General features: G+C 63.5%; 23 protein-coding genes. 9 read left to right on the top strand and 14 right to left on the bottom strand.

The genetic code is table 11. The annotated features are described in order from the left end of the window. Positions 1-19: 19 nt before the first annotated feature. On the bottom strand, positions 20-496 hold the full coding sequence (locus tag EN851_RS00435) for a GNAT family N-acetyltransferase (RefSeq protein ID WP_135919441.1): 477 nt from the start codon (positions 494-496) through the stop codon (positions 20-22). Continuing rightward, complete coding sequence (locus tag EN851_RS00430; protein WP_135916677.1) at positions 496-777, bottom strand: DUF1778 domain-containing protein; 282 nt, start codon at positions 775-777, stop codon at positions 496-498. Before EN851_RS00430 ends, EN851_RS00435 begins: the two co-directional genes overlap by 1 nt. A 236-nt stretch (positions 778-1,013) precedes the next feature. Here EN851_RS00430 and EN851_RS00425 point away from each other — a divergent pair, with 236 nt between their 5' ends. From EN851_RS00425 to EN851_RS00415, 3 genes are all read left to right on the top strand, one after another. Further along, positions 1,014-1,997, top strand: a complete 984-nt coding sequence (locus EN851_RS00425) for a sulfate ABC transporter substrate-binding protein (RefSeq protein WP_127280601.1) — start codon at positions 1,014-1,016, stop codon at positions 1,995-1,997. A gap of 251 nt (positions 1,998-2,248) precedes the next feature. After that, on the top strand, positions 2,249-2,698 hold the full coding sequence (locus tag EN851_RS00420) for an Rrf2 family transcriptional regulator (protein ID WP_023769580.1): 450 nt from the start codon (positions 2,249-2,251) through the stop codon (positions 2,696-2,698). 10 nt (positions 2,699-2,708) lie between these two features. Then, positions 2,709-3,860, top strand: a complete 1,152-nt coding sequence (locus tag EN851_RS00415) for a hypothetical protein (protein ID WP_135916679.1) — start codon at positions 2,709-2,711, stop codon at positions 3,858-3,860. On the opposite strand, the gene EN851_RS00410 is transcribed toward EN851_RS00415, so the two are convergent. The 7 genes from EN851_RS00410 to EN851_RS00380 form a co-directional block, all read right to left on the bottom strand. Next, entirely contained in the window at positions 3,855-4,403 is a 549-nt protein-coding gene (locus EN851_RS00410; protein WP_127280762.1) for a gluconokinase, read from the bottom strand. The two genes, EN851_RS00415 and EN851_RS00410, sit on opposite strands and share 6 nt — an antisense overlap. A 2-nt stretch (positions 4,404-4,405) precedes the next feature. Next, positions 4,406-5,392 carry an ABC transporter permease gene (locus tag EN851_RS00405; protein ID WP_127873182.1) on the bottom strand — a complete coding sequence of 329 codons (987 nt, stop codon included), beginning with the start codon at positions 5,390-5,392 and terminating at the stop codon, positions 4,406-4,408. Continuing rightward, positions 5,389-6,369 (bottom strand): ABC transporter permease, encoded by a 981-nt coding sequence (locus EN851_RS00400; protein WP_127280764.1) that lies wholly within the window; start codon positions 6,367-6,369, stop codon positions 5,389-5,391. Before EN851_RS00400 ends, EN851_RS00405 begins: the two co-directional genes overlap by 4 nt. Continuing rightward, complete coding sequence (locus tag EN851_RS00395) at positions 6,366-7,913, bottom strand: sugar ABC transporter ATP-binding protein (protein ID WP_135919308.1); 1,548 nt, start codon at positions 7,911-7,913, stop codon at positions 6,366-6,368. The genes EN851_RS00400 and EN851_RS00395 overlap by 4 nt, the downstream gene beginning before the upstream one ends. Positions 7,914-7,991: 78 nt before the next feature. Then, positions 7,992-9,119, bottom strand: a complete 1,128-nt coding sequence (locus EN851_RS00390) for a sugar ABC transporter substrate-binding protein (protein ID WP_135866273.1) — start codon at positions 9,117-9,119, stop codon at positions 7,992-7,994. Between the two features lie 290 nt (positions 9,120-9,409). Beyond that, complete coding sequence (locus tag EN851_RS00385; RefSeq protein WP_135866271.1) at positions 9,410-10,438, bottom strand: LacI family DNA-binding transcriptional regulator; 1,029 nt, start codon at positions 10,436-10,438, stop codon at positions 9,410-9,412. A 160-nt stretch (positions 10,439-10,598) separates the two neighbouring features. After that, entirely contained in the window at positions 10,599-11,828 is a 1,230-nt protein-coding gene (locus EN851_RS00380) for an MFS transporter (RefSeq protein WP_127279255.1), read from the bottom strand. Positions 11,829-12,005: 177 nt separating this feature from the next. On the opposite strand from EN851_RS00380, the gene EN851_RS00375 reads away from it, so the two are divergent. Next, a complete protein-coding gene (locus EN851_RS00375) occupies positions 12,006-12,296 on the top strand; it encodes a DUF3175 domain-containing protein (RefSeq protein WP_135928299.1) in 291 nt (96 codons plus the stop codon). A 41-nt stretch (positions 12,297-12,337) separates the two neighbouring features. Here EN851_RS00375 and EN851_RS00370 read toward each other — a convergent pair whose 3' ends face one another. The 3 genes from EN851_RS00370 to EN851_RS00360 form a co-directional block, all read right to left on the bottom strand. Next, positions 12,338-12,781: an SRPBCC family protein gene (locus tag EN851_RS00370; RefSeq protein ID WP_135919311.1), complete on the bottom strand. Its 444-nt coding sequence runs from the start codon at positions 12,779-12,781 to the stop codon at positions 12,338-12,340. Between the two features lie 156 nt (positions 12,782-12,937). After that, positions 12,938-13,714: a FadR/GntR family transcriptional regulator gene (locus EN851_RS00365; RefSeq protein ID WP_135919312.1), complete on the bottom strand. Its 777-nt coding sequence runs from the start codon at positions 13,712-13,714 to the stop codon at positions 12,938-12,940. Between the two features lie 100 nt (positions 13,715-13,814). After that, positions 13,815-14,711: an NAD(P)-dependent oxidoreductase gene (locus tag EN851_RS00360; protein WP_135928298.1), complete on the bottom strand. Its 897-nt coding sequence runs from the start codon at positions 14,709-14,711 to the stop codon at positions 13,815-13,817. Positions 14,712-14,831: 120 nt separating this feature from the next. On the opposite strand from EN851_RS00360, the gene EN851_RS00355 reads away from it, so the two are divergent. Next, a complete protein-coding gene (locus tag EN851_RS00355; protein ID WP_127873189.1) occupies positions 14,832-15,770 on the top strand; it encodes an NAD(P)-dependent oxidoreductase in 939 nt (312 codons plus the stop codon). 18 nt (positions 15,771-15,788) lie between these two features. Here EN851_RS00355 and EN851_RS00350 read toward each other — a convergent pair whose 3' ends face one another. Then, positions 15,789-16,571, bottom strand: coding sequence for a FadR/GntR family transcriptional regulator (locus EN851_RS00350; RefSeq protein ID WP_127280593.1), 783 nt, complete (start codon positions 16,569-16,571; stop codon positions 15,789-15,791). 188 nt (positions 16,572-16,759) lie between these two features. Next, positions 16,760-17,749 (bottom strand): sugar-binding protein, encoded by a 990-nt coding sequence (locus EN851_RS00345; RefSeq protein ID WP_127280594.1) that lies wholly within the window; start codon positions 17,747-17,749, stop codon positions 16,760-16,762. 446 nt (positions 17,750-18,195) lie between these two features. Between EN851_RS00345 and EN851_RS00340 the strand changes: the two genes are divergently transcribed. From EN851_RS00340 to EN851_RS00325, 4 genes are all read left to right on the top strand, one after another. Next, entirely contained in the window at positions 18,196-18,939 is a 744-nt protein-coding gene (locus tag EN851_RS00340) for an ATP-binding cassette domain-containing protein (protein ID WP_127280595.1), read from the top strand. A gap of 52 nt (positions 18,940-18,991) precedes the next feature. Then, the gene (locus tag EN851_RS00335; protein ID WP_135916686.1) at positions 18,992-19,990 is read left to right on the top strand and encodes an ABC transporter permease; all 999 of its coding nucleotides are present in this window, start codon (positions 18,992-18,994) and stop codon (positions 19,988-19,990) included. Between the two features lie 175 nt (positions 19,991-20,165). Next, entirely contained in the window at positions 20,166-20,993 is an 828-nt protein-coding gene (locus EN851_RS00330) for an AraC family transcriptional regulator (protein WP_135928297.1), read from the top strand. 114 nt (positions 20,994-21,107) lie between these two features. Next, entirely contained in the window at positions 21,108-21,551 is a 444-nt protein-coding gene (locus EN851_RS00325) for an SRPBCC family protein (RefSeq protein WP_135928296.1), read from the top strand. Positions 21,552-21,561 lie beyond the last annotated feature (10 nt).

Genomic DNA, 21,561 nt, shown 5'->3' with positions numbered 1-21,561 from the left:
CCCGGTCGGTGGCGGTCTTTCACCTGGCCTTCAACGACAACACCAGGGTCATCGGGTTTTTCGGGGAGGCCGCAAAGCCGTAGTGCTCGTAAAAGGCTTTCGCTTCATCCGATATGGCATGAACAAAAATTCCGCGAATACCGAGGATCGTCGCGGCTTGACTGGCGCGCAGGACGGCATCTTGCAGAAGCGCCGCGCCCAGCCCCTTCCGTTGCCAGCTTCCATCCACCGCGAGACGCCCGAGCACGACCATCGGAATGGGATCTGGCATGTTGCGGCGAACAATGCCGGGCGCTTCCGCCAGATCAAGCCCGCCCGAAGACAAGCAGTAGTAGCCGACAACGCGTGTGCCTTCCGCCACCACATAAGTACGCGATGCGCCACTGACCTGGTTGGCCCGTGCCCTGCGGCGAAGCCATTGGTCGAGACTTTCTGTTCCGCTTTGGAAAAGGCCGAGATCGTGGTTTTCTGCCAGGGGCGTGGGCGCCGATAGCATCAGTCCCGCCATGGCTTGGGCACGTTCATGAGGCGCCCAAAACCTTCCCCGCTCGGCGGTTTATCGAGGATGTCGAGATAATGCCGGTAACTCTCCGGATCCACCTTGATCAGGGTCTGGTCGAGTAGCGTGTCCTCGGCCGCACGATAGGCGGCGTCGATCATGAAGTCGGAGCGGGTTTTCCCACGTATTTTCGCGGCGCGGTCGATCAGTATGCGCATATCCTCTCGGATGCGCAGATTGACAGGCTTGGCGTGGGTTTCGGGCGCGGCTTTCGTCATGGAAGACTCCTTTCCGCCACCATAACATTGCGCATACACAATGTGTATCTATTTGTGGCTTTTATCAGAAACAGGCTGAAGAGGACCGACCTCAAAAGGTGAAAGAAAAAACTACGATATGTCTGTTTGGGAAACAGTTTTCTAGCAACACTGGTCTAGTCCTGAATCCATGCCTCGCCGCTCCTTCGCGCCCCGGCTATGGTCTGGCAATAGAGCATTACATCCGGAGCCTTTTCATGAAGCGATTTTTCCTCGGCGTTGCCGCCGCCGGTCTCCTCCTCGCATCCTCCCAAGCCTGGTCGGCCGACAAGCTGCTGAACGCCTCCTATGACGTCGGCCGCGAACTGTTCGTGCAGGTCAACAAGGCCTTCATATCAGAGCATCCGGGCGTCACCGTCGACCAGTCGCATGCCGGCACTTCGGCGCAGGCGCGCGCCATCGCCGAGGGCCTCGGCGCCGATGTCGTCACCTTCAACCAGGTCACCGACGTCGACTTCCTGGTCAAGAAGGGCCTTGTCTCCGCCGACTGGCAGAAGGACTTTCCCGACAATGCCTCGCCCTTCTATTCGCTGCCGTCGTTTCTCGTCCGTGCCGGCAACCCCAAGCACATCAAGGACTGGAACGATCTCGTGCGCGACGACGTGCAGGTGATCTTCCCCAACCCGAAAACGTCGGGCAATGCGCGCTACACCTATCTCGCGGCCACCGCCTACGCCAAGGAAGCCTTCAAGGGCGACGACGCCAAGGTGAAGGAGTTCATCACCAAGCTGTTCAACAACGTGCCGATCTTCGACACAGGCGGGCGGGCCGCCACCACCACCTTCGTGCAGCGCGAGATCGGCGACGTGCTGATCACCTTCGAATCCGAGACGCGCGGCATCCGCAAGGAATATGGCGACGACAAATTCGAGCAGGTCACGCCTTCGGTCAGCCTTCTGGCGGAGTTCCCGGTAGCGATCGTCGACAAGGTCGCCGACGAGCACGGCACGCGCGATCTGGCCAAGAGCTATCTCGACTTTCTCTATACGCCCGAGGGCCAGGGCATCGCCGCCGACAACGGCTTGCGCGCACGCGACGCGGCTGTCGCGGCCAAATACAAGGCCGATTTTCCGGATGTGCGCCTGCTGACGGTGGAAGACGTCTTCGGCGGTTGGGACAAGGTCCAAAAGGAGCATTTCGCCGCCGGCGGCCTGCTCGACCAGGCCTATGGCAGCCGCTAAAATCTCCGCGGACCGTTAGAACGATCAGAAAAGCCGGCCGTGGGCCGGCTTTTCTTGTTTATGCAGGCGATAAGGCAAATCCGGCGCCCTCCGTGCAAAACGTTACAAAGAATCAACGCGTTTGTGCCTAACATGCGTTCCAATGGCTTTGTTTTCGCGAAACGGCGGCGTGCGGAAGCAATGCCGTCATCATTTGCACACAAACAGCCGCCAGATGCGGGGTGGTTGGGGCTTCAACGGGTTATCAGGGCATGCTGACGAAAAAAGGCAAATACGGCCTCAAGGCCCTCGTGCATCTTTCCAATCTTCCGGTTGGCCAACTGGCCTTCGTCAACGACATCGCCGTCGCCAACAACATCCCGAAGAAATTCCTCGATGCCATACTGGGCGAATTGCGCAACGCCGGCTTCGTCCAGAGCCGCAAGGGCAAGGAAGGCGGCTATCGCCTCGCCCGCCCGGCTTCCGAGATCAAGATCGGCCATGTCGTGCGCGTGCTCGACGGGCCGCTGGCGCCGATACCTTGCGCCAGCCGCACGCAGTATCAGCGCTGCGAGGATTGCGACGAGGCGACCTGCCAGGTCCGGCACATGATGCTGGAAGTGCGCCAGGCGATCGCCGAGGTGCTGGACAACCGTAGCCTCGCCGCCATGCGCGATGCCGATAATGACGATTTCCCGGTCGAGTTGACTTCACAAATCTAGAGCCGGGTGGATGAGGCTGTCGAGGTTTACGAAATCCCGAAAAGCCGCCCGCAAGCAGCCATCGGCAGCCAGCTTTCGCACCGAAATCATCGCCGACGTCTTTGTTCCCGAATATGCCGAGGACGTGCGCTTCTTCAGCCGCAAGCTGGCCAATCCCGGCAGGCTCCGCCGCTTCTCCACCAGGGATCTTCGCGAAAGCCTGATTACCCTCTTCTACCTCGCGGTCGCGGCAGCGCTGCCGGTGCGCTGGTGGTCGCCGATCTGCGATTGGGCGTCGAGGTTTCGCTTGAAGCGCCATATGCGCAAGGACTTCCGCGCCTATGCCGCCGCAACGCGCGCGGTGCTCGGCGACGGCATCGATGCGCGCAAGCTGTTCGAGGCAATGCTCACGGCGCGCCATCGCCGCCGCATGCAACTTGCCGCGCATCTGGTCGCCGGCCGTTGGACGCCGACGATCCGGCTGGAGGGCCTCGAAGGCTTGCAGGCAGCCTTGCAACGCGGCCACGGCGCGATCCTCTGGTGCGATCAGTTCACCGCCCAGACGATGATCGGCAAGCGCGCCATACACGAGGCCGGCATCGAAGCGCATCAGGTCAGCGTCAACACGCATGGCGTGTCCGAGACGGTGTTCGGCCAGCGCTTCCTCAACCCGCCAATGATTCATGTCGAGAACCGGTTCCTGAAAAGCCGAATCGTCTTCGACCGTGACGACGCCTATCAGGTCACCATCCGCATTCAGAAGATGCTGAAGCAGAACGGCGTCGTGCTGATGACCAACACCATCCACGCCGGCTCGACCTTCACCGAAACCGCACTGGGCGAAAGCGGCTGGACCCACCTTGCCTCGGCACCGGCGAATTTCGCCGCCCGAGGCAAGACGGCCCTGTTTGCCATGTCGACTTTCGAGGACGTGCCCTTCCGGCAATACCGGGCCGTCTTGAGCCCCGAACTGGTGCCGCCAGCACCGGCGCTCACGGCAGTGAACACAACCAGGGACGGAGCCAAGAACATGGCCCTGCAAGCACACTACATCCTGCTGAAACGCGACCGCTTGCTGGAGGCGCTGAAGCAGTGCCCCGAGCAGATGATGTCCTGGTCGCGCCATGAGCGGTTGACCGAAGCTCAGGACGGCATCGGCATCAGCGGAGAAGAAGGCTCATGAGCGGCGCATCGAGCGCAATGCCTGGGTGACGAGTTCGTCGACCGGCTGCGTCGCGTCGAGCGTCAATGCCCGCTCGTCTTGGCCCGGCGGCTCCAGGATGGCGAACTGGCTGTCGACCAGGCTTGCCGGCATGAAATGGCCCTTGCGGTTGCCGACGCGCCGCCGCGCGGTGGCCGGATCGATCTCCAGATAGAGGAAGACGATATCGGGGCAAAAGCCGCGCAGCCGCTCGCGATAGCCGCGCTTCAGCGCCGAGCAGGCGGCGACCACACCTTGGCCGTTGCCGATCGACGCCGCGATCTGCTCGCCGATCGCGTCGAGCCAGCCCTCGCGCAGTTGATCGGTGAGCGGCTCGCCCCGCGCCATGCGGGCGACGTTTTCGGGCGGATGCAGCCTGTCGCCCTCGATAAAGACGGCACCCAGCGCGGCGGCCAGCGCGAGACCGAAGGCTGACTTGCCACAGCCGGCGACGCCCATCACCACGATAGCCGGAGGTGCCAAACCGGAAGCGCCCGTCGGCGCCTGCGCTGCCTTTTCGTCCACCGTCAGCGGCTCGCCGGCGCGCGGCCGTAGAGAAGGAGCATGGCGACGATGACGACGCCATAGATGATCTGCCGTCCCGCCTCGGGCATCTGCATGACCGACAGGATGGATTGCAGCAGCGTGATCAGGATCACGCCCGCGACCGTGCCGAGATAGGAGCCGCGCCCACCCAGGATCGAGGTGCCACCGAGCACGACGGCCGCGATCGACGGCAGCAGATAGGCATCCCCCATAGATTGCGCCGCCTTGGAGGCGTAACCCGCCAGCAGCACGCCGCCAAAGGCGGAGAGCCCGCCGGAGACGGCAAAGGCGATCATCACCACGCGTCTTGTGTCGATGCCGGAGAGATAGGCGGCGCGCTCGCGGTTGCCGATGCCATAGACCGCGCGGCCAAAACCGCTGCGGGTCAGCACGAACACCATCGCGGCCCCGATCAGCGCCCAGATGATGACCGCGTTGGGGACGCCCGGAATGGTGAAGCCGGTGGCCAGGTAGCGCATGGCGCCAGTGGCCGAATCCTGCGGCGAGAATCCCCCGGTGTAGACCACCATCAGCCCTTGCGCGACGGCGTTGGTGGCCAGCGTGATGATCATCGAGGGGATGCGCAGATAGGCGACGCCAATGCCGTTGACGACGCCGATCAGCACGCCACAGAAGATGCCGAACGGGATCGCCAGCGCCACGCCGGCCGGACCATAGGCCGCCGCCGCGCAGGCCATCATCGCGCCCGCCGCCACCGACCACGGCACCGACAGGTCGATCTGGCCGAGCAGGATGACCAGCATCATGCCGGTGGCAATGACGCCAAGGAACGAAGCCACCTTGAGCTGCTGCAAGAGATATTCAGGCGACAGGAAGCTGCGCGAATAGAGGCTGCCCACCAACAGCAGCACCACGATGCAGGCAAAGGCCGTCAGCACCGCCGGATCGGCGCGGCGGATGAATTTCGGCATGCGGCCGGCAATGCCGCCCAAGGTCGTCTCGCTCACAGGAACCACTCCAGCCGGTTGCGGACCCGAAACAGGGCGAAGGCGCCGAGGCTGACGGCGACCAGCAGGATAACGCCCTGGAACAGCGGCTGCCAGAGCGGATCGAAGTCGAAGACGAACAGAAGATCGCCGATCGTGCGGAAGGCCAGCGCGCCGAAGATGGCGCCGATGGCACTGCCCTTGCCACCGAACAAGGAGACGCCACCCAGCACCACGGCCGCGATCGAAAACAGCGTGTAGGCGTTGCCGCTGGCATAGGCTGCCTCCCCCGTATAGGTGAAGAAGGTGAGGAACAGCCCGCCGATCGCGGCCAGCAGGCCGGCCAGTGTGTAGGCGGCAAACTTGCCGCGACGGATCGGCACGCCAGACATGTAGGCAGCCGTTTCCGAAGAGCCGGCCGCGTAGGCGGCACGGCCGAGTACCGAACGGCTGAACGGCACCCAGATCAACAGCACGACCGCCAGCAGCACGACCAGGCTTGCCGGCACCAGATCGAAAAAACGTCCTGTCATGGCATCGGCCAGGTCCTCGTTGACCGAGCCGCCCGGGAATGGGCGCAGCAGGAGGCCCACTCCGTAATAGACCGCGCCGGTGGCGATGGTGGCGACGATCGGCTGCAGCCGCCCATAGATGACGATGGCGCCGTTGATGGCGCCGCACAGAAGGCCCGCCGCCAGCACGGCGATGACGCCGAGCGTGGTCTGCATCGGCGTGCCCACCACCAGCCAGGAGGCCAGGCAGTTGGTGAGCAGGAAGATCATGCCGACGGACAGGTCGATGCCGGAGGTGATGACGACCAGTGTCTGCGCCATGGCGACGAAGGCAAGCAGCACGCCCTTGTTCGCGGCCGTCTGCACGACATTGGCGGTGAAGCCCGCCGGATGGTTGGAGGTGTAGATGACGAACATGACGATGAAGATGCCGAGCGCCAGCAGCGTTCCGCGCTGCTCGGCCAGCCAGTAGCGCCAATCTTTCACGCTTCCGCTCCCAGGCCCACCGGGCTCTCCTCGCCATGGATGTTGAGCGCGCTCGATATCAGCGCCCGTTCGGTGATCTCGGCGCCGACCAGTTCGCGCTTGACCGCCCCGTCATAGAGCACCAGCACGCGGTCGCAGCAGCCGATCAACTCGTCATAATCGGTCGAATAGAACAGGATCGCCGCGCCCGCGTCCGCCAGCTTGCGCATCAGCTGATAGATTTCCTGCTTGGTGCCGACATCGATCCCGCGCGTCGGATCGTTGAGCAGGATGATGCGCGGCTGGCGCATCAGCCATTTGGCGATGACCACCTTCTGCTGGTTGCCGCCCGACAGCGCGCCGACCGGGATGTCGAGACCGGCCGTCTTGATCGCCAGCAGGCCGACCATGTCGTCGATCAGCCGCTGCTCGGTGGCGCGGTCGATGATGCCCCCTTTCGACAGCCGGTCAAGCGCGGCGAAGGACAGGTTTTCGCGCACCGTCATCGGCAGCATCAGGCCTTCGGTCTTGCGGTCTTCCGGGATGAGCGCCATGCCGATGCCATCCTCGCGGGCCGCCGCCGGGCTGGTAATCGTCACCGGCTTGCCGTCGATCAGCACCTCGCCCGAGAGGCCACGCAGCACACCGAAGAAAGCAAGCAGCAGTTCGCGCTGGCCCTGGCCGTCGAGCCCCCCGAGGCCGACGACCTCTCCTGCCCTGACGGTCAGCGAGATGTTGTCCAACCGGTCGGCCCAGGACAATTTGCGCGCCTCGAGCCTGGGGGCGGCGTTGGCCGCTGCCGCCGGCGGCTTGGGCGGAAAGATATGGCTGTACTCGCGGCCGATCATCAGTTCGACCACCTCGTTGTCGCTCTTCGAGCCGGCCTTGTAGCTGGCGACGTTGCGCCCATTGCGGAACACCGTGCAGTGGTCGGCGAGTTCGGCGATCTCGTTCATGCGGTGCGAGATGTAGAGCAGCGCCAGCCCTTCCGAACGCAGCCGCTTCAGCACGCCGAAAATCTTCGAGACATCGGCGGCAGTCAGCGCCGACGTCGCCTCGTCGAGGATGAGGATACGCGGCTTGCGCGCCAAGGCCTTGGCGATCTCCACCATCTGGCGCCGTGACAGCGGCAGGTCCTTAACCAGCGCCAGCGGATGGATGTCGGCGGCGCCCGCCCGCGCCAGCGCGTCCTCGGCGATGCGGCGCTGCGCCTTGCGATCGATCATGCCGAAGCGTTTGGGTGGATCCGAAATGACGATGTTGTCGGCAACGCTGAGTTCGGGGATCAGCGACAATTCCTGGAAGATGCAGACGATGCCGGCCTTGTTCGCCGCACCGGGCGAAGCGAAGGTCACTTCGCGCCCATCCAGCATCATGCGGCCTTCATCAGGCGCCACGACACCCGCCATGACCTTGATCAGCGTCGACTTGCCAGCCCCGTTTTCACCGAGGATGGCATGGATGCTGCCGGTCTCGACCGTCAGCTCGGCCTTTTCCAGCGCCCGCACGCCGCCATAGCGCTTGGAAATGCCTTCCATGCGAAAGAGTGGAGCCGCACCGTCCATCAACCCTCCCAGGGGCAATCATGGGATTTCAGGGCTGGCGCCGCGGGTTGACCCGCGGCGCCGGCGATAGCAGTGAGCCTACTGGTTTTCCTTGGTCTGCCCCATGATTTCCTGGGCGCTGAAATTGATGCCGCAGGTTGGGAAGGAGTTGCCGACGAAGAAATTGTCGGACTGGTCGGGGAAGAAATCCTGGCCAGCCTTGAAGTTCGGATCCTCCACAATAGCCAGCGGCAGCTTCACCGATTGCGGCACGACATTGCCTTCGAGGGCCGCGATTGCCGTCTTGATTGCCACCGCCACCTGGGCGGGGCCGGTGCCAGCCGAAGAGCACTTCAAGCCGTCGCCGGCATGCGCGGCACAGAACTTGCGAAAACCGTTCTCCGTCTCGCCGCCGAACGGAACGAATGGATGCTTGGCATCCATCATCGCCTGCACGATGCCGGTGTCGCCGCCTTGCCCGGTGATGCCGTCGAACGGTCCGTTTGTGGCAATCGCGTCCGCCGTGGCTTTCTGGGCAACGCCGTCGTCCCATTTGCCGACCACCTCGGTGACTTCCCATTTCTTGCCGGAGCCGTCGAGGACCTCGTGGATGCCGGCATGACGGTCCGTGTCGACGGAAGTGCCGGCGACGCCGCGCACTTCGAGTACCTTTCCGCCGTTCGGGACATGCGAGACCAACCACTTGCCCCACAACGCGCCAAGGCCCTTCTGGTCGACGTTGACGTTGATGGCATCCTTGGTGTCGAGGATGTTGTCGAAGGCGACCAGCACGACACCGGCCTCCTTCGCACGCTTGATGACTGGTCCGAATGCGGTCGGGTTCTGCGCGTTGACGACGATCGCGTCAAAGCCGGAATCGATGAAATTGTTGATCGCGGAGATCTGCGCCGGGACGTCCTCGCCGGTCGACACAACCTTGAATTCCTTCAGCTTTTTGGCGACATCCGGCTGTGCCGCATACGCCTTGGCGGTCTGCACCATCTGGATGCGCCAGGTGTTGGCGATGTAGCCGTTGGCCAACGCAATGCGGTATGGTCCGGCCTTCTTGGGAAACTTGAAGAATTGCGTATCGGCTGCCCATGGGGCAAAGCAGTCCGGCTCGGCTGCCGGTCCCTTGACGATTTCCGGGCCTCCGGCCATCGCCGCTGAGCTCAACATGACGAATGCAGTGGCGGCAACGATGCCACCAACGAGTGACTTGATCATCGATATTCCTCCCAGTTGCAGTTCTGACTTGTTTGTTTAGCTGCAGTAGAATGACGTGTTCGCCCCAGCACCTCCCGCCCTGGCCGGCCACGCACGTCAGGTGGCCAGCACCGACCTCTCCCTCCTCGTTGCTTCCTTAAGCTGCAACGAAAGTATCATATTATCAATAATAAACAAGGAAAATTCTGTCGCTTATGTATAATAAACAGCGCTTAGACTTGATGCCGGTTCGAATGGTAGCGCTACCAAGAATGCCTGTAAAGGCTGATTTCAGCAGGGTCTAAACTGCTTCAGCGTGCCGTGCTCTCGCGCCGCTTGAGCTCGAAGCCGAGGTCGACGACACGCTCCTGCGGCCGATCACCGGCGATGGCCGCCAGCGCCATGGCGACAGCGCGCCTGCCGATTTCGTAGCGATGGGTGCGGATGCTGGTGATCGACGGAAATGCCACCTGCATCATCTCGAGATCGTTGAAGCCGACGATGCCGATGGTCTTCGGCACATCGATCGAGGCGCGATGGCATTCAAACAGCACACCGAGCGCGATATCGTCATTGTTGCAGAAAACGCCGTCGAGCGTCGGCATCTTGGCAAGGGCGTCGCGGAACAATTCACGGCCAAGCGACACGCTGGAAAGCACCGGCGTGGTGGTGACCAGGCGCGGGTCGAACAGCCCGGCCCTCTCCATCGCCGCGCGGTAACCAGCCAGGCGCCGCTGCGAGCGCGGATCCATGCGTGCACCGATGAAACCGATCCGGCGATACCCCGCCTCGATCAGGTGCTCGGTCGCCGTCCTGCCGCCGTCGAGATGCGAGAAGCCGACCATCATGTCCACGGGATCGGGTCCGGTCTCCATCACCTGAACCACCGGGCAACCGGCATTCTCCAAGAGCTTTCGCGAGGTGGGCGTCTGGTCGATGCCGGCAACGATCAGCGCTGCCGGCCGCTGGGAGCCGAACAGCTGCAGCAGCCGCTCTTCCTCCAGTCCGGAATAGTGCGTGTTGCCGAGCTGAATGCGGAAGGGGCTGTCCGACAGGCTGTCATAGATGCCGCGCACCACCTCGGCGAAGACGTTGTTGGTCAGCGAAGGCACCAACACGCCGAACACTTCAGCCCGCGCCGAGGCCAACGCGCGTGCGTTCGGGTCCGGCACATAGCCAAGTTCTTCGACGGCGGCCAGGATCTGGCGGCGCAGTTCCTCGGAAACGCGCACCGGCTCGCGCAGCGCGCGCGAAACGGTGATGGCGCCGACGCCTGCCTTGCGTGCCACATCCGATATGGTCGGGCGGCCACCGCCCCGGCGCGAGCGCGGCTTGATCAAGGCCTTGGCCCATGCGCATGGCCATCGAAGCGCGCCCGCAATGCGATATTTCCAGCTGTCGCCATCTCACCGGCCTGTTGCCGCACCCATCGGCCCCTGGCGTCGCGCAGGGACTGGCTGTTGTCAAGCCGAGCCACCGAGTGGCTGTGCCTGGCCTTCCTCAGGCGGCTAAGGCGGCCCTGTGCCTCGCCTTCCACATGAACAGGCCGATCGCCAGTATGTTCAAGAGGTTCCAGGCGATGCCGTTCAGGAACGCGGCGGCGTACGAGCCGGTCAGGTCGTAGATCCAGCCCGACATCCAGCCGCCGATCGCCATGCCGAAAATCGTCGCCATCATGACGATACCGATACGCTGGCCGGCCTCCTTGGCCGGCAGGTACTCGCGCACGATGATCGCATAGCAAGGCACGATGCCGCCTTGTGACAGGCCGAAGACCAGCGACACGACATAGAGCGAGGCGAGCCCGTCGAACGGGATATAGAACAGCAATGACAGGCATTGCAGCACCGAGCCGATGAGCAGGGTTTTGACGCCGCCGATGCGGTCGGCGACGAAGCCCGAGGCAAGCCGGCTGACGACGCCCGCCGCCATCATGATCGACAGCATGTCGGCGCCATGCGCCATGCCGTAGCCAAGATCCATGCAATAGGCGACGATGTGAACCTGGGGCATCGACATCGCCACGCAGCAACCCAAGCCGGCGACGACCAGCAGCGCCTGCATTGCCCCCGGCGACATAGGAATCGGCTGCACCGACCGGCTTCCGGGCGAGCCGGCGGCAGCCGCTTCCGGCGCGCCGCGCCGCAGCAACAACACCAGCGGCACCATGGTGACCAGGCAGAAGACGCCGATTGCCGCATAGGTGAAGCGCCAGCCTTCCGCCTTGATCAGCGTCGGCATGATGGTGGGCCAGATCGCTCCGGCGAGGTAATTGCCGGCCGCCGCCGCCGTGACGGCGACGCCGCGGCGACGATTGAACCAGTGCGAGATATCGGCGATCAACGGTCCGAAGATCACCGATGTGCCGAGACCGATCAGCACCCCTTGGGCAAGGGTGAATTGCAGGATCGAGGTCGACAGCGCCGCGAGCAGGAGGCCGGCGGAGAGCGCGATCGAGGAGAACAGCGCCGGAATCCAGTAACCCATGCGGTCGATGGCGCGGCCGACCAGCACATTGCCGGCGGCAAAGCCGACCATGGTCGCGGTGTAGGGCATGGATGCCGCGGCGCGGTCGACGCCGAACTCGGCCTGTACCGCCGGCAGCACCACGACAACGGCCCACATGCCGACCGCGCCGATTGTCGCCAGCAGCATCGAGATGGCCAGCCGCATCCAGGCGTAGGAGCTGTCGATACCGGGACTGGGCCGGCTCAAGTCGGTTCGGGTCAAAGGCGTTTCCTGTCGGCGGTCTCGAAAACCGGTCGCCGTTGTCGCCACTATCCGCGCATTCCCCGTCCATAGCAGCGCCACGACAGGCAAATCCGTGGCTCCAGAGCGGAAAGGCAGGTGGGAACCGACATCCATGTGTGGAGTTTCCGATCAGCAACCCCGCAAAGGAGTCCAGCCATGACCGCCACCAAGCAGAAATGGTCGGCCGAGGTAACCGAGCACAGCGATGCGATGGATCTCGAGGAGCATGTCTTCGAATCCGACGACGCCAAGAAGATTGCCGCCTCGCTCAAGCGGTCGGCCGAACACAGCCACCGCCGCAAGGCCGAACCCTTCCAGTCCGCCATATCGATGCTGAATTTCTACATCAACAGGGCCGGCAAGAACCTGCCCGCGGCGCGCAAGAAGGTCCTCGAGGACGCCAAGGACGAACTGCGCGAAGCATTCGGGCGGCCAAAGGAGGACTAGCCGCCCTCGCCCGCCAATGGCTCCTGACTGGACAGGGCGTCCTATTGCTTGATGTCGGGTTCGACGAGCCTGGCCAGGTTCCGCAGCGATTCCTGCCAGCCGAGATAGCAAGCTTCCGCCGGAATGACATCCGGGATACCGGCCTGGGTGATGTTCACTTCGGTGCCCACGGACACTTTCTTCAACGTCACGGTCACCTCGATCTCGCCGGGCAAGTTGGGATCGTCGAACCTGTCGGTGTAGCGCAGGAGTTCGCCCGCGACGAGCTCGACATACTCACCGCCAAACGAGTGGCTGTCGCCAGTGGTGAAGTTGCGGAACGACATCTTGAACGTGCCGCCGACCTTGCCCTCGAAGTGATGGACCGTGCAGGTGAAACCGTTCGGCGGAAGCCATTTGGCAAGCGCATCGGCCTCGAGGAACGCACGGTAGACCTTCTCCGGGCTGGTGGTCAGAACGCGATGCAGACGAACGGTGCTGGGCATGTCGATACTCCTTCGTGGTCTCTGTTCGATACCCCAAGGACGGTTATCACACGGCCGATCCGACACAGGCTTTTGAGTTTTTTGACGGTGGCGGCCTCAATTGCTTCGAGCCGGCAAGGCGGAAACACCCGCGCAAATGGCTGTGTCGCTGAAGTTCTATCGCGAACGAATGACGTTGTCGGTATTGGCCAGCAGCTTGCGCACGGCATTGCGCGCCGCATCCGGCCGCTGCAGGCGAATATTCTTTTCGATTGCCTCGTGCATCTTCTGGGCGAGCTGCAAATCGTCGAGTTCGCGGGTCGTGTAGGCAAACAGGTGATCGAAGGCGGATTCGATCAGCACGCCGAGCGGGACCAGCAGGTCATTGCCGGAGGCACGCAGGATTGCGAGGTGGAAGCGGGTGTCGGCGCGGGTCCGTTCCTGCAGACTTTTCGCCTCGCCCATCTCCCGGCAAGCCTGGCTGATCTCGGCCATCTGCTCGTCGGTCCGCCGCATGGCGGCAAAGGCGGTCGCTTCCGGCTCGATGATGTGGCGGAATTCCTGCACCGTCCTCAGGAACACCTCGCGGTCGGGCGACGTCGCGTACCAGGCGAGCACATCGCGGTCGAGCAGGTTCCAGCGTTCTTTCGGTTCGACCCAACTGCCGATCTTGGGGCGCGATGCCAGCAGGCTCTTGGCCATCAGCATCTTGATCGCCTCGCGCACCGCCGACCGGCTGACGCTGAAGGTCTCCGACCACTTGGCTTCGTTGGGCAGGATGGTGCCGGGCGGATAGTCGCCGCGCACGATCCTGAGCCCGATCTCGCTGGCCAGCGACGTGTGTACGCTGGAGCCGGGAATGCGCGCCGCGTCGGGCCGGCGAACACCTGCCGGGCGTTCGCCGGCTTCAGCCTTTTTGGGCGATTTTTCCTTGTTCGGCCTCGCGTCCCGCATGAATTCCAGAAAGGCCGGTTTAGGGAAGCTGTCAAGCGCGGTGCGGCCATTGGGCGGCAAAGCCGGCTTCTATGCACAACCCAGCGCGATTCGACCTCGCTCAGGCGGTCTTGACGTATTTGCGCCAGCTATGCTCCGGCCGGAAGCCGAGCATGTTGCGCGCCTTGCGGTTCGATAGCAGCGTCTCGTATTCGCCGAGTTCGCCCTTGACCGGCACGCCGGGATAGAACCGCTTCAGGAGTTCGGCGGTCGGCAGATCGGACGAGGTGTCGTCATTGGCGGCGTTGAACACCTGGTAGCCCAGCCCGTCCTTCTCGATGGCGCGCAGCGTGATCTGGCCAAGGTCGCGCGCGTCGATGTAGCTCCAGGCGATACGTTTGCGAAAGCCCGGGTCGGCGAACCATTTCGGAAACAGCGAATACTCGTGCGGCTCGATGACGTTGCCGATGCGCAAGGCATAGATGTCCGTGCCGTTGCGCTGCGCGAAGGCGCGCGCCGTCTTTTCGTTGACGATCTTGGACAGCGCATAGCTGTCCATCGGATCGACGTCATATTCCTCGTCGAGCGGAAAGTGCGTGGGGTCGCGCGGCTCGTTGGCGAACACCAGGCCGTAGGTCGTCTCGCTGGAAGCGATGATCACCTTGGGGATGCCGAGCTTCACCGCGGCCTCGATGACGTTGTAGGTGCCCATCGCGTTGATGCGGAACACCTCGTTGTCGGGTGTGATCATGATGCGTGGGATGGCGGCGAAATGCACCACGGCGTCGACGGGCTGCGGCCGCAGCGACGGATCGAATTCGTGCAGCCCCATATAGCTCGACAGCGCGTTGAACACCTGGCCGCTGTCGGTGATGTCGGTGATCAGCGTGCGCACCTTGGGATTGTCGAGCGGTTTGGTGTCGATGTTGAGCACCTGGCAGCCCTGCTCCACCAGATATTGCACGACGTGGCGTCCAGCCTTGCCGCTGCCGCCGGTGAACATGATCCGCTTGGTCATTTCTGGTCTCCACGAAAGTCCTGGGATTTACGTCTATTGTCAGACAATATTGCTTTCTGCAACCGTCTATGGCTAAAACAGCGGCAACATTATCGATAATCACAGGACAGGACAGACAGCATGAACACCACCGCCACCAGCGAGACAATCGGCTTTGTCGGCCTTGGCCTGATGGGTCACGGCATCGCCAAGAACATCGTCGACAAGGGCTATTCCCTGACCTTTCTCGGCCGCAAGAACCGCAAGCCGGCGGAGGATCTTCTCGGCCGGGGCGCTCGTGAGGCATCGACCTCCCGAGACGTGGCGGCCGCATCCGATATCGTCTTCATCTGCGTCACCGGCTCGCGCGAGGTGGAGGCCATTATTCGCGGTCCCGGCGGCCTCAAGGAGGGTTTGAAGAAGGGGTCGGTCGTCGTCGACTGCTCGACCTCGGATCCGGTCTCGACGGTGGCGCTCGCGGCCGAACTCAAGGCGCTCGGCGTCGACTATGTCGACGCGCCGCTAAGCCGCACGCCGAAGGAAGCGTGGGAAGGCACGCTCGACGCCATGGTCGGCGCGCCCGACGCCGTCTTCGCCAGGGTCAAGCCGGTGATCGACACCTGGGCTGGCCGCATCGTCCATATCGGCGACACCGGCGACGGCCATCGCATGAAGCTGCTCAACAATTTCATCTCGCTCGGTTACGCCGCCATCTATTCCGAGGCATTGGCGCTGGCCGAGAAGGTCGGCATCTCGCCGCCGCGTTTCGACAGCGTCATCCGCAACGGCCGCATGGATTGCGGCTTCTACCAGACCTTCATGCGCTGGACGCTGGAAGGCGACCGCGACGCCCACAAATTCACCATCGCCAATGCCTTCAAGGACCTGACCTATCTGGAATCGATGGCGGGCGCGGCGGGCATCGCCAACCCGCTCGGCAACGCCACCAAGAATTCCTTCGCCGGCGCCCATGCCACCGGGCCGGCCGAGCAGTTCGTGCCGATGCTGGCGACTCATATCGCCAAGGTGAATGGTATCGACCTGATGCCGATGAAGGATGGCAAGAAGCAGACGATCTGAGGCCCCGGACGGCTGGCCTTACCGCCGGCCTCTTCCGATCCCCTCATCGGTGTCGGCGAGCAGCTTGTGCACGGCGTTGCGGGCGGCTGCCGGCCGCTGCAGGCGGATGCTCTTCTCGATCGCCTCGTGCAGATTCTGCGCCCGCCGCTGATCGCCGACCTGGCGCGTGGTGAAAGCGAAGAGATGGTCGAGCGCCGATTCGATCAGCACGCCGAGCGGCACCAGCAGGTCGTTGCCCGACGCCCGCAGGATGGCGAGGTGGAAGCGCGTATCGGCACGGATGCGCTCGGCCAGGTTGGCCGCCTCCCCCATCTCGCGGCACGCCAGGCTGATCTCGGCCATCTCCTCGTCGCTGCGCCGCATCGCGGCAAAGGCGGAGGCCTCCGGTTCGATGATGTGACGGAACTCCTGCACGGTGCGCAGGAACGCCTCGCGATCCGGTGCGGTCGCGTACCAGGCCAGCACGTCGCGGTCGAGCAGGTTCCAGCGCTCCTTCGGCTCGACCCAGCTGCCGATCTTGGGACGCGATGCCAGAAGGCTCTTGGCCATCAGCATCTTGATCGCCTCGCGCACCGCCGAACGGCTGACATTGAAGGTTTCGGCCCATTTGGCCTCATTTGGCAGGATGCTGCCGGGCGGATAGTCGCCGCGCACGATCCTGAGCCCGATCTCGCTGGCGAGCGATGCATGAACGCTGGACCCGGGAAAGTGCGCCGCATCCGCCCTGCGGACGACCGCCGTATCGCGGTTGGCTTGCGCCTTCGCCCGACCAGCCTGTTTCTTTGCCTTTTCGTCCGGCATCCACGTTCCAATAGGTCGGCCGTCTGTCGCCCGGATTGATCCGGAGCCGCGCGGCGCGCCGATCCCGTTGCCGAAAAACCAAACCATGGGCGCGACAAAGCCGGAGCCGCTGGCCCCTGAAGCGTCTGCCCCAATCATCCGACGAGGTGGAGGGGCGCCCGCTTGGCGGGCGCCCCTGATCGAAAACCCTACTTCTGGATGCAGGTGTCGACCGTGTCCTTGGTGCATTCGTCGAGACCGGTGAACACCGGATCGTCAACCTTCTTGCCCGTGACCAGGTCGATCATCACCGATGGCGCCTTGTAGCCCATTTCGAAGGGCCGCTGGCCGACCAGCGCGGTGACAAGGCCGTCCCTGGCGATCGCCACCTCGTCGCCGATCGTGTCGGCGGCGCCGATGACGAAGTCGTTCTTGGCCAGCCGGTCCTTCAGCGGTCCGACCAGGTCGCGATAGGGCTGCGGCGCGCCGAACAGCGGCCAGCCGCCCATGATGCCGAACGCGTCGAGCTTGGGATTGGCGGCGAGGATGTCGGTCATCGCCTGAACGCCCTTGGCGCCGTCGTCATTGGTGAACACCGGGCAGCCGGCGACTTCCGTCCAGCCGCCTTCGCCGGCAAGGGCCGCGAGGCCCTCCTTGCCCGTCAGCGCGTCGCGCATGCCTTGCGCGCGGCGCAGGATGTTGTCGGCCGCCGGATTGCCCTCGATGGTGCAGATCGTGCCGCCGTTCGGCTTGGCCTTCTTGATGTACTCGCCGATCTTCTTGCCCATCAGATAGTTGTCGGTGCCGAGATAGGTCTTGCGCAGCGCCGCGTCTTCCTTGGCGAGGTCGGCGTCGACGGTCATGATCGGAATCGACGGATTGGCGCTCTTGATCGTCTGCGCGATCAGCGGCGCGTTGGACGGCGAGATCGCCATCGCCACCGTGTCGGCCTTGCTCAGCATATCCTGCACGATCTGCGCCTCGCCGGCCTCGTCGGAAGTCGATGCCGGGCCGGTGTAGAAGCATTCATATTCCGAGCTGGCGTTTTCCTTGTTCCACTTCTCGCAGCCCTGGTGGATGGCTTCGAAGAACGGATTGTCGAGACCTTTCACCACGATGACGAGCTGCTTCTTGGCCAAAGCCGGCCCGGCGCCCAGCGCCATGGCGGCGACGGCGGCGAGCAATACTGTTTTCCTCATGTCAGTCCTCCCTTGGAAACAGACGGACACGGCGTGCCCGCCACACAAACCAGCCAGGATGCGAGATGACTGAGACGCGTGCGCTCATTCAATCCGGCCAGGCCGATAAGCATTTTCAGATGCGACCAGTTCAGCGATGACGCCGCACGATCGCCAAAACCTTCCGAACGGTGGCGCCGCCGATGGCGTCGTCAAGGCCGGCATGTCTTCCTCCGACGCTCAACTAATAACGGCTTGCCGCCAACGTCAATTGCTATTTGTCCTACAAAACTGATTTTTCAAAAACAGCACGCCACTATTCGTCTGACAATTGCCCGTCGACAATTGACGCCCGCGACGCCATTCGCGTAAATGACGGCATCGCTGTCCCGGGAGGAGTTGGGAAGGCGAATGGATGCCGTCGCCTGTCCGCGGGCGGATGGGCCTGATATGGGAGGCAAAGACTGGTGGCGGTTCTCGAACTCACCAACATCTCGAAGCATTTCGGCGCCATCCAGGCGGTCAACGACGTGTCGCTGTCGATCGAGCCCGGACAGGTTGTCGGCCTGATGGGAGACAATGGCGCCGGCAAATCGACGCTGGTCAAGATGATAGCCGGCAATTTCCGGCCGAGCCATGGCACGATGCGGATGGATGACAAGGAGCTGATCCTGCATAAGCCGGTCGAGGCGCGCCAGCACGGCATCGAGATCGTTCACCAGGACCTGGCGCTCTGCAACAATCTGACTGCGGCGGCCAATGTCTATCTCGGCCGCGAATTGCGCCGCGGCGTCGGCCCGTTCCGCATCCTCGACTACGCCGCCATGTACAAGCGCGCCGGCCAGATCTTCGCCGAACTGAAATCCGAGACCCGCCCGCGCGACCTCGTCAAGCAGATGTCGGGCGGCCAGCGCCAGGCGGTGGCGATCGCTCGCACCATGCTGTCTCAGGCCAAGATCGTGCTGATGGACGAGCCGACGGCGGCGATCTCGGTGCGGCAGGTCGCCGAAGTGCTGAACCTCATCCGTCATCTGCGCGACCAGGGCATCGCTGTCGTGCTGATCAGCCACCGCATGCCCGACGTCTTCGACGTCGCCGACCGCGTCATCGTCATGCGGCGCGGCCGGAAGGTCGCCGACAAGGCGATCGCGTCGAGTTCGCCCGAAGAGGTCACCGGGCTGATCACCGGCGCCATCGAGCAGGTGGCATGAGAATGGCGAACCCGGATTTCACCGCGCATCGGCAGCGCAGGAAAGGTCGATAATGGCAGTCACCCTTGACCAGACGATCGCGCAGAAGCAGCACACCTTGCTGTCGCGCCTGTTCTCCAGCCAGACTTTCTGGGTGGTGATCGCCGTCATCCTGGCCTGTATTTTCCTGTCCTTCGCCACCGATGCCTTCGCCACATCGAAGAACCTCTACAACATCACCCGCAACATCACCTTCGTCGCCATCGTCGCGCTCGGCATGACCTTCGTCATCATCACCGGCGGCATCGACCTGTCTGTCGGTTCGGTGCTGTGCCTATGCTCGATGGTGCTGGCGGTCACCATGCATGCCGGTTATTCGATCGAGATCGGCATTCTGGCCACTATCGCCACCGCGCTCGTCATCGGCGCCTTCAATGGCATTTTTATCGCCTACCTGGGCTTTCCGCCCTTCGTGGTGACGCTCGGCATGCTGTCGATCGCCCGTAGCCTTGCCATGGTCGCCTCAAACAACACCGTCGTCTTCCAGTTCGGGCCGGACCACAACAAGCTGCTGGCGCTCGGCGGCGGCGCCTGGGTGTTCGGCATCGCCAATCCGGTGCTCTACATGATCATCCTGGCGCTGATCACCGGCTTCATCCTGCGCTGGACGAAGTTCGGCCGCCATATCTTCGCCATTGGCGGCAACGAGCACGCGGCGACGCTGACCGGCGTACCGGTCAAGCAGATCAAGGTCGCCGTCTACATGATCTCGGCGCTGTCAGCCGGCATTGCCGGCATCATCGAGACCGGGTGGCTCGGCGCCGTCACCACCAATCTCGGCAACGGCATGGAACTGCAAGTGATCGCCGCCACCGTCATCGGCGGCGCCAATCTGGCCGGCGGCGTCGGCACCGCCTTCGGCGCCATTGTCGGTGCTGCCCTCATCGAGGTGATCCGAAACAGCCTTGGCCTGCTTGGCATCAACGCCTTCTGGCAAGGCACCTTCATCGGCGGCGCCATCCTGCTGGCGGTTCTGTTCGACCGCATCCGCAATTTCAGGCGCAGCGACTGAGAGCACGTCGTCGAAGCGCTATTCGTTCTGGTTCCTATCGCTCAGTCTGAAAATCGGCTGAAGCCGACCGCCATTGGTTTCGGCCAACGACCGATGCCTTGACGGATACCGAAAACCGGCCGCACAATCCCCCTGCAGGCGAAGGGAGGCCAGTCGCCTGCGGGAGGATATACCCATGACGGAAGCGATCAGGCTCTACTGGGGCCGGTTCGGACATGTTTCTGTCCTGAATGTCGCGAGCGACTTCGTCACCCATGCCCATGTCGAGGCGCATCTGATCATCTGGCTCGAAGGCACCGCCGGCGAGATGACCATCGGCCGTGAGACGGTCCGCCTCGGCCCGGGTACCGCCGCCGGCATCAACTCGCTCCAGCCGCATAGCCACGTCCTGTCCCAGGACGGACGGCCGGGCCTGTTCCTGGCCTTCTACATCGACCCGGACTGGGCGCGCCGGCGCCGCGACCTGCCGTCCAGCGCGCCGCTGTTCTCACAGGCGGCGATCGCGCTCGAGCCGTGGCTGCACCAGGCCGCCGCCAGCCTGCTCGATCATCTCACCGACAATGAAAGCGTCGACGACGTCGCCAACTACGAGATCGAGCGGTTCATCGACTCGGTGCTCGATGCCGCCGACGCCTCGGCGCCGCAGGAAGCGCGCGGCCGTATCAACACCATGCAGGATTTCCGCGTCCGCAAGGCGATCCAGCTGATGAAGGCCAATGTCTGCGAGCGCATCTCCTTCGACGATGTAGCCCGCAGCGTCGGCCTGTCGCGGCCGCATTTCTTCGCCTTGTTCAAGGAACAGACCAATCTGACGCCAAACGTCTACTGGAACACGCTGCGCATGGAGGAAGCCGTGCGGCAGCTGCAATGGTCGCAGGAGCCGCTGATCTCGGTCGCCTGCAATCTCGGCTTCACCACGCAGGGCAATTTCTCGCGCTTCTTCCGCGACCATGTCGGCGTGCCGCCGACGCTCTACCGCGAGGCCGCGCGGGCCACGGCCTGAGTCGGCGCCATCTGTTTTTCAGACTGGTTGATACGCGCTCAAGACGCATTGATAAGCGCTGCCCGCTCTAGCGCCCTACCCTTGCCGCAACGAAAATCCGCAAGGGAACATCATATGCCCAAGGTCACCATCTCCAGCGTCATCGACGCGCCGGTCGAAAAGGTCTGGGCGCGCATACGCGACTTCAACGGGCTGCCGGGCTGGCACCCGCGCATGGTCGAGAGCCATATCGAGGACGGCAAGGATGCCAGCGCGATCGGCTGCGTGCGCAACTTCCAGCTCGCCAGCGGCGCGCGCCTGCGCGAAAAACTGCTCGACTTTTCCGATGACGCTTTCCTCGTCAGCTATTCCATCCTGGAGACGCCGCAGCCGCTCACCAACCACAAGGCGACGCTGCAGCTCAGGCGCGTCACCGACGGCGACCGCACCTATGCCGAATGGACCGCCAGCTTCGACGCCGCACCGGAGGAAGCCGACAAGCTGGCCGAGGGCATGGGCGCCAATGTCTTCCAAGGCGGCTTCAATGCCCTTAAGACCCATTTCGCCGGCCAGAGCTGAAGGAGCGGGC

Origin of the sequence: Mesorhizobium sp. M8A.F.Ca.ET.208.01.1.1 (genome assembly GCF_004791315.1) — a bacterium.
Classification (GTDB): Bacteria; Pseudomonadota; Alphaproteobacteria; order Rhizobiales; family Rhizobiaceae; genus Mesorhizobium.
Note: the sequence above shows the minus strand (reverse complement) of the source record. Positions and strands in the feature narration are given on the sequence as shown.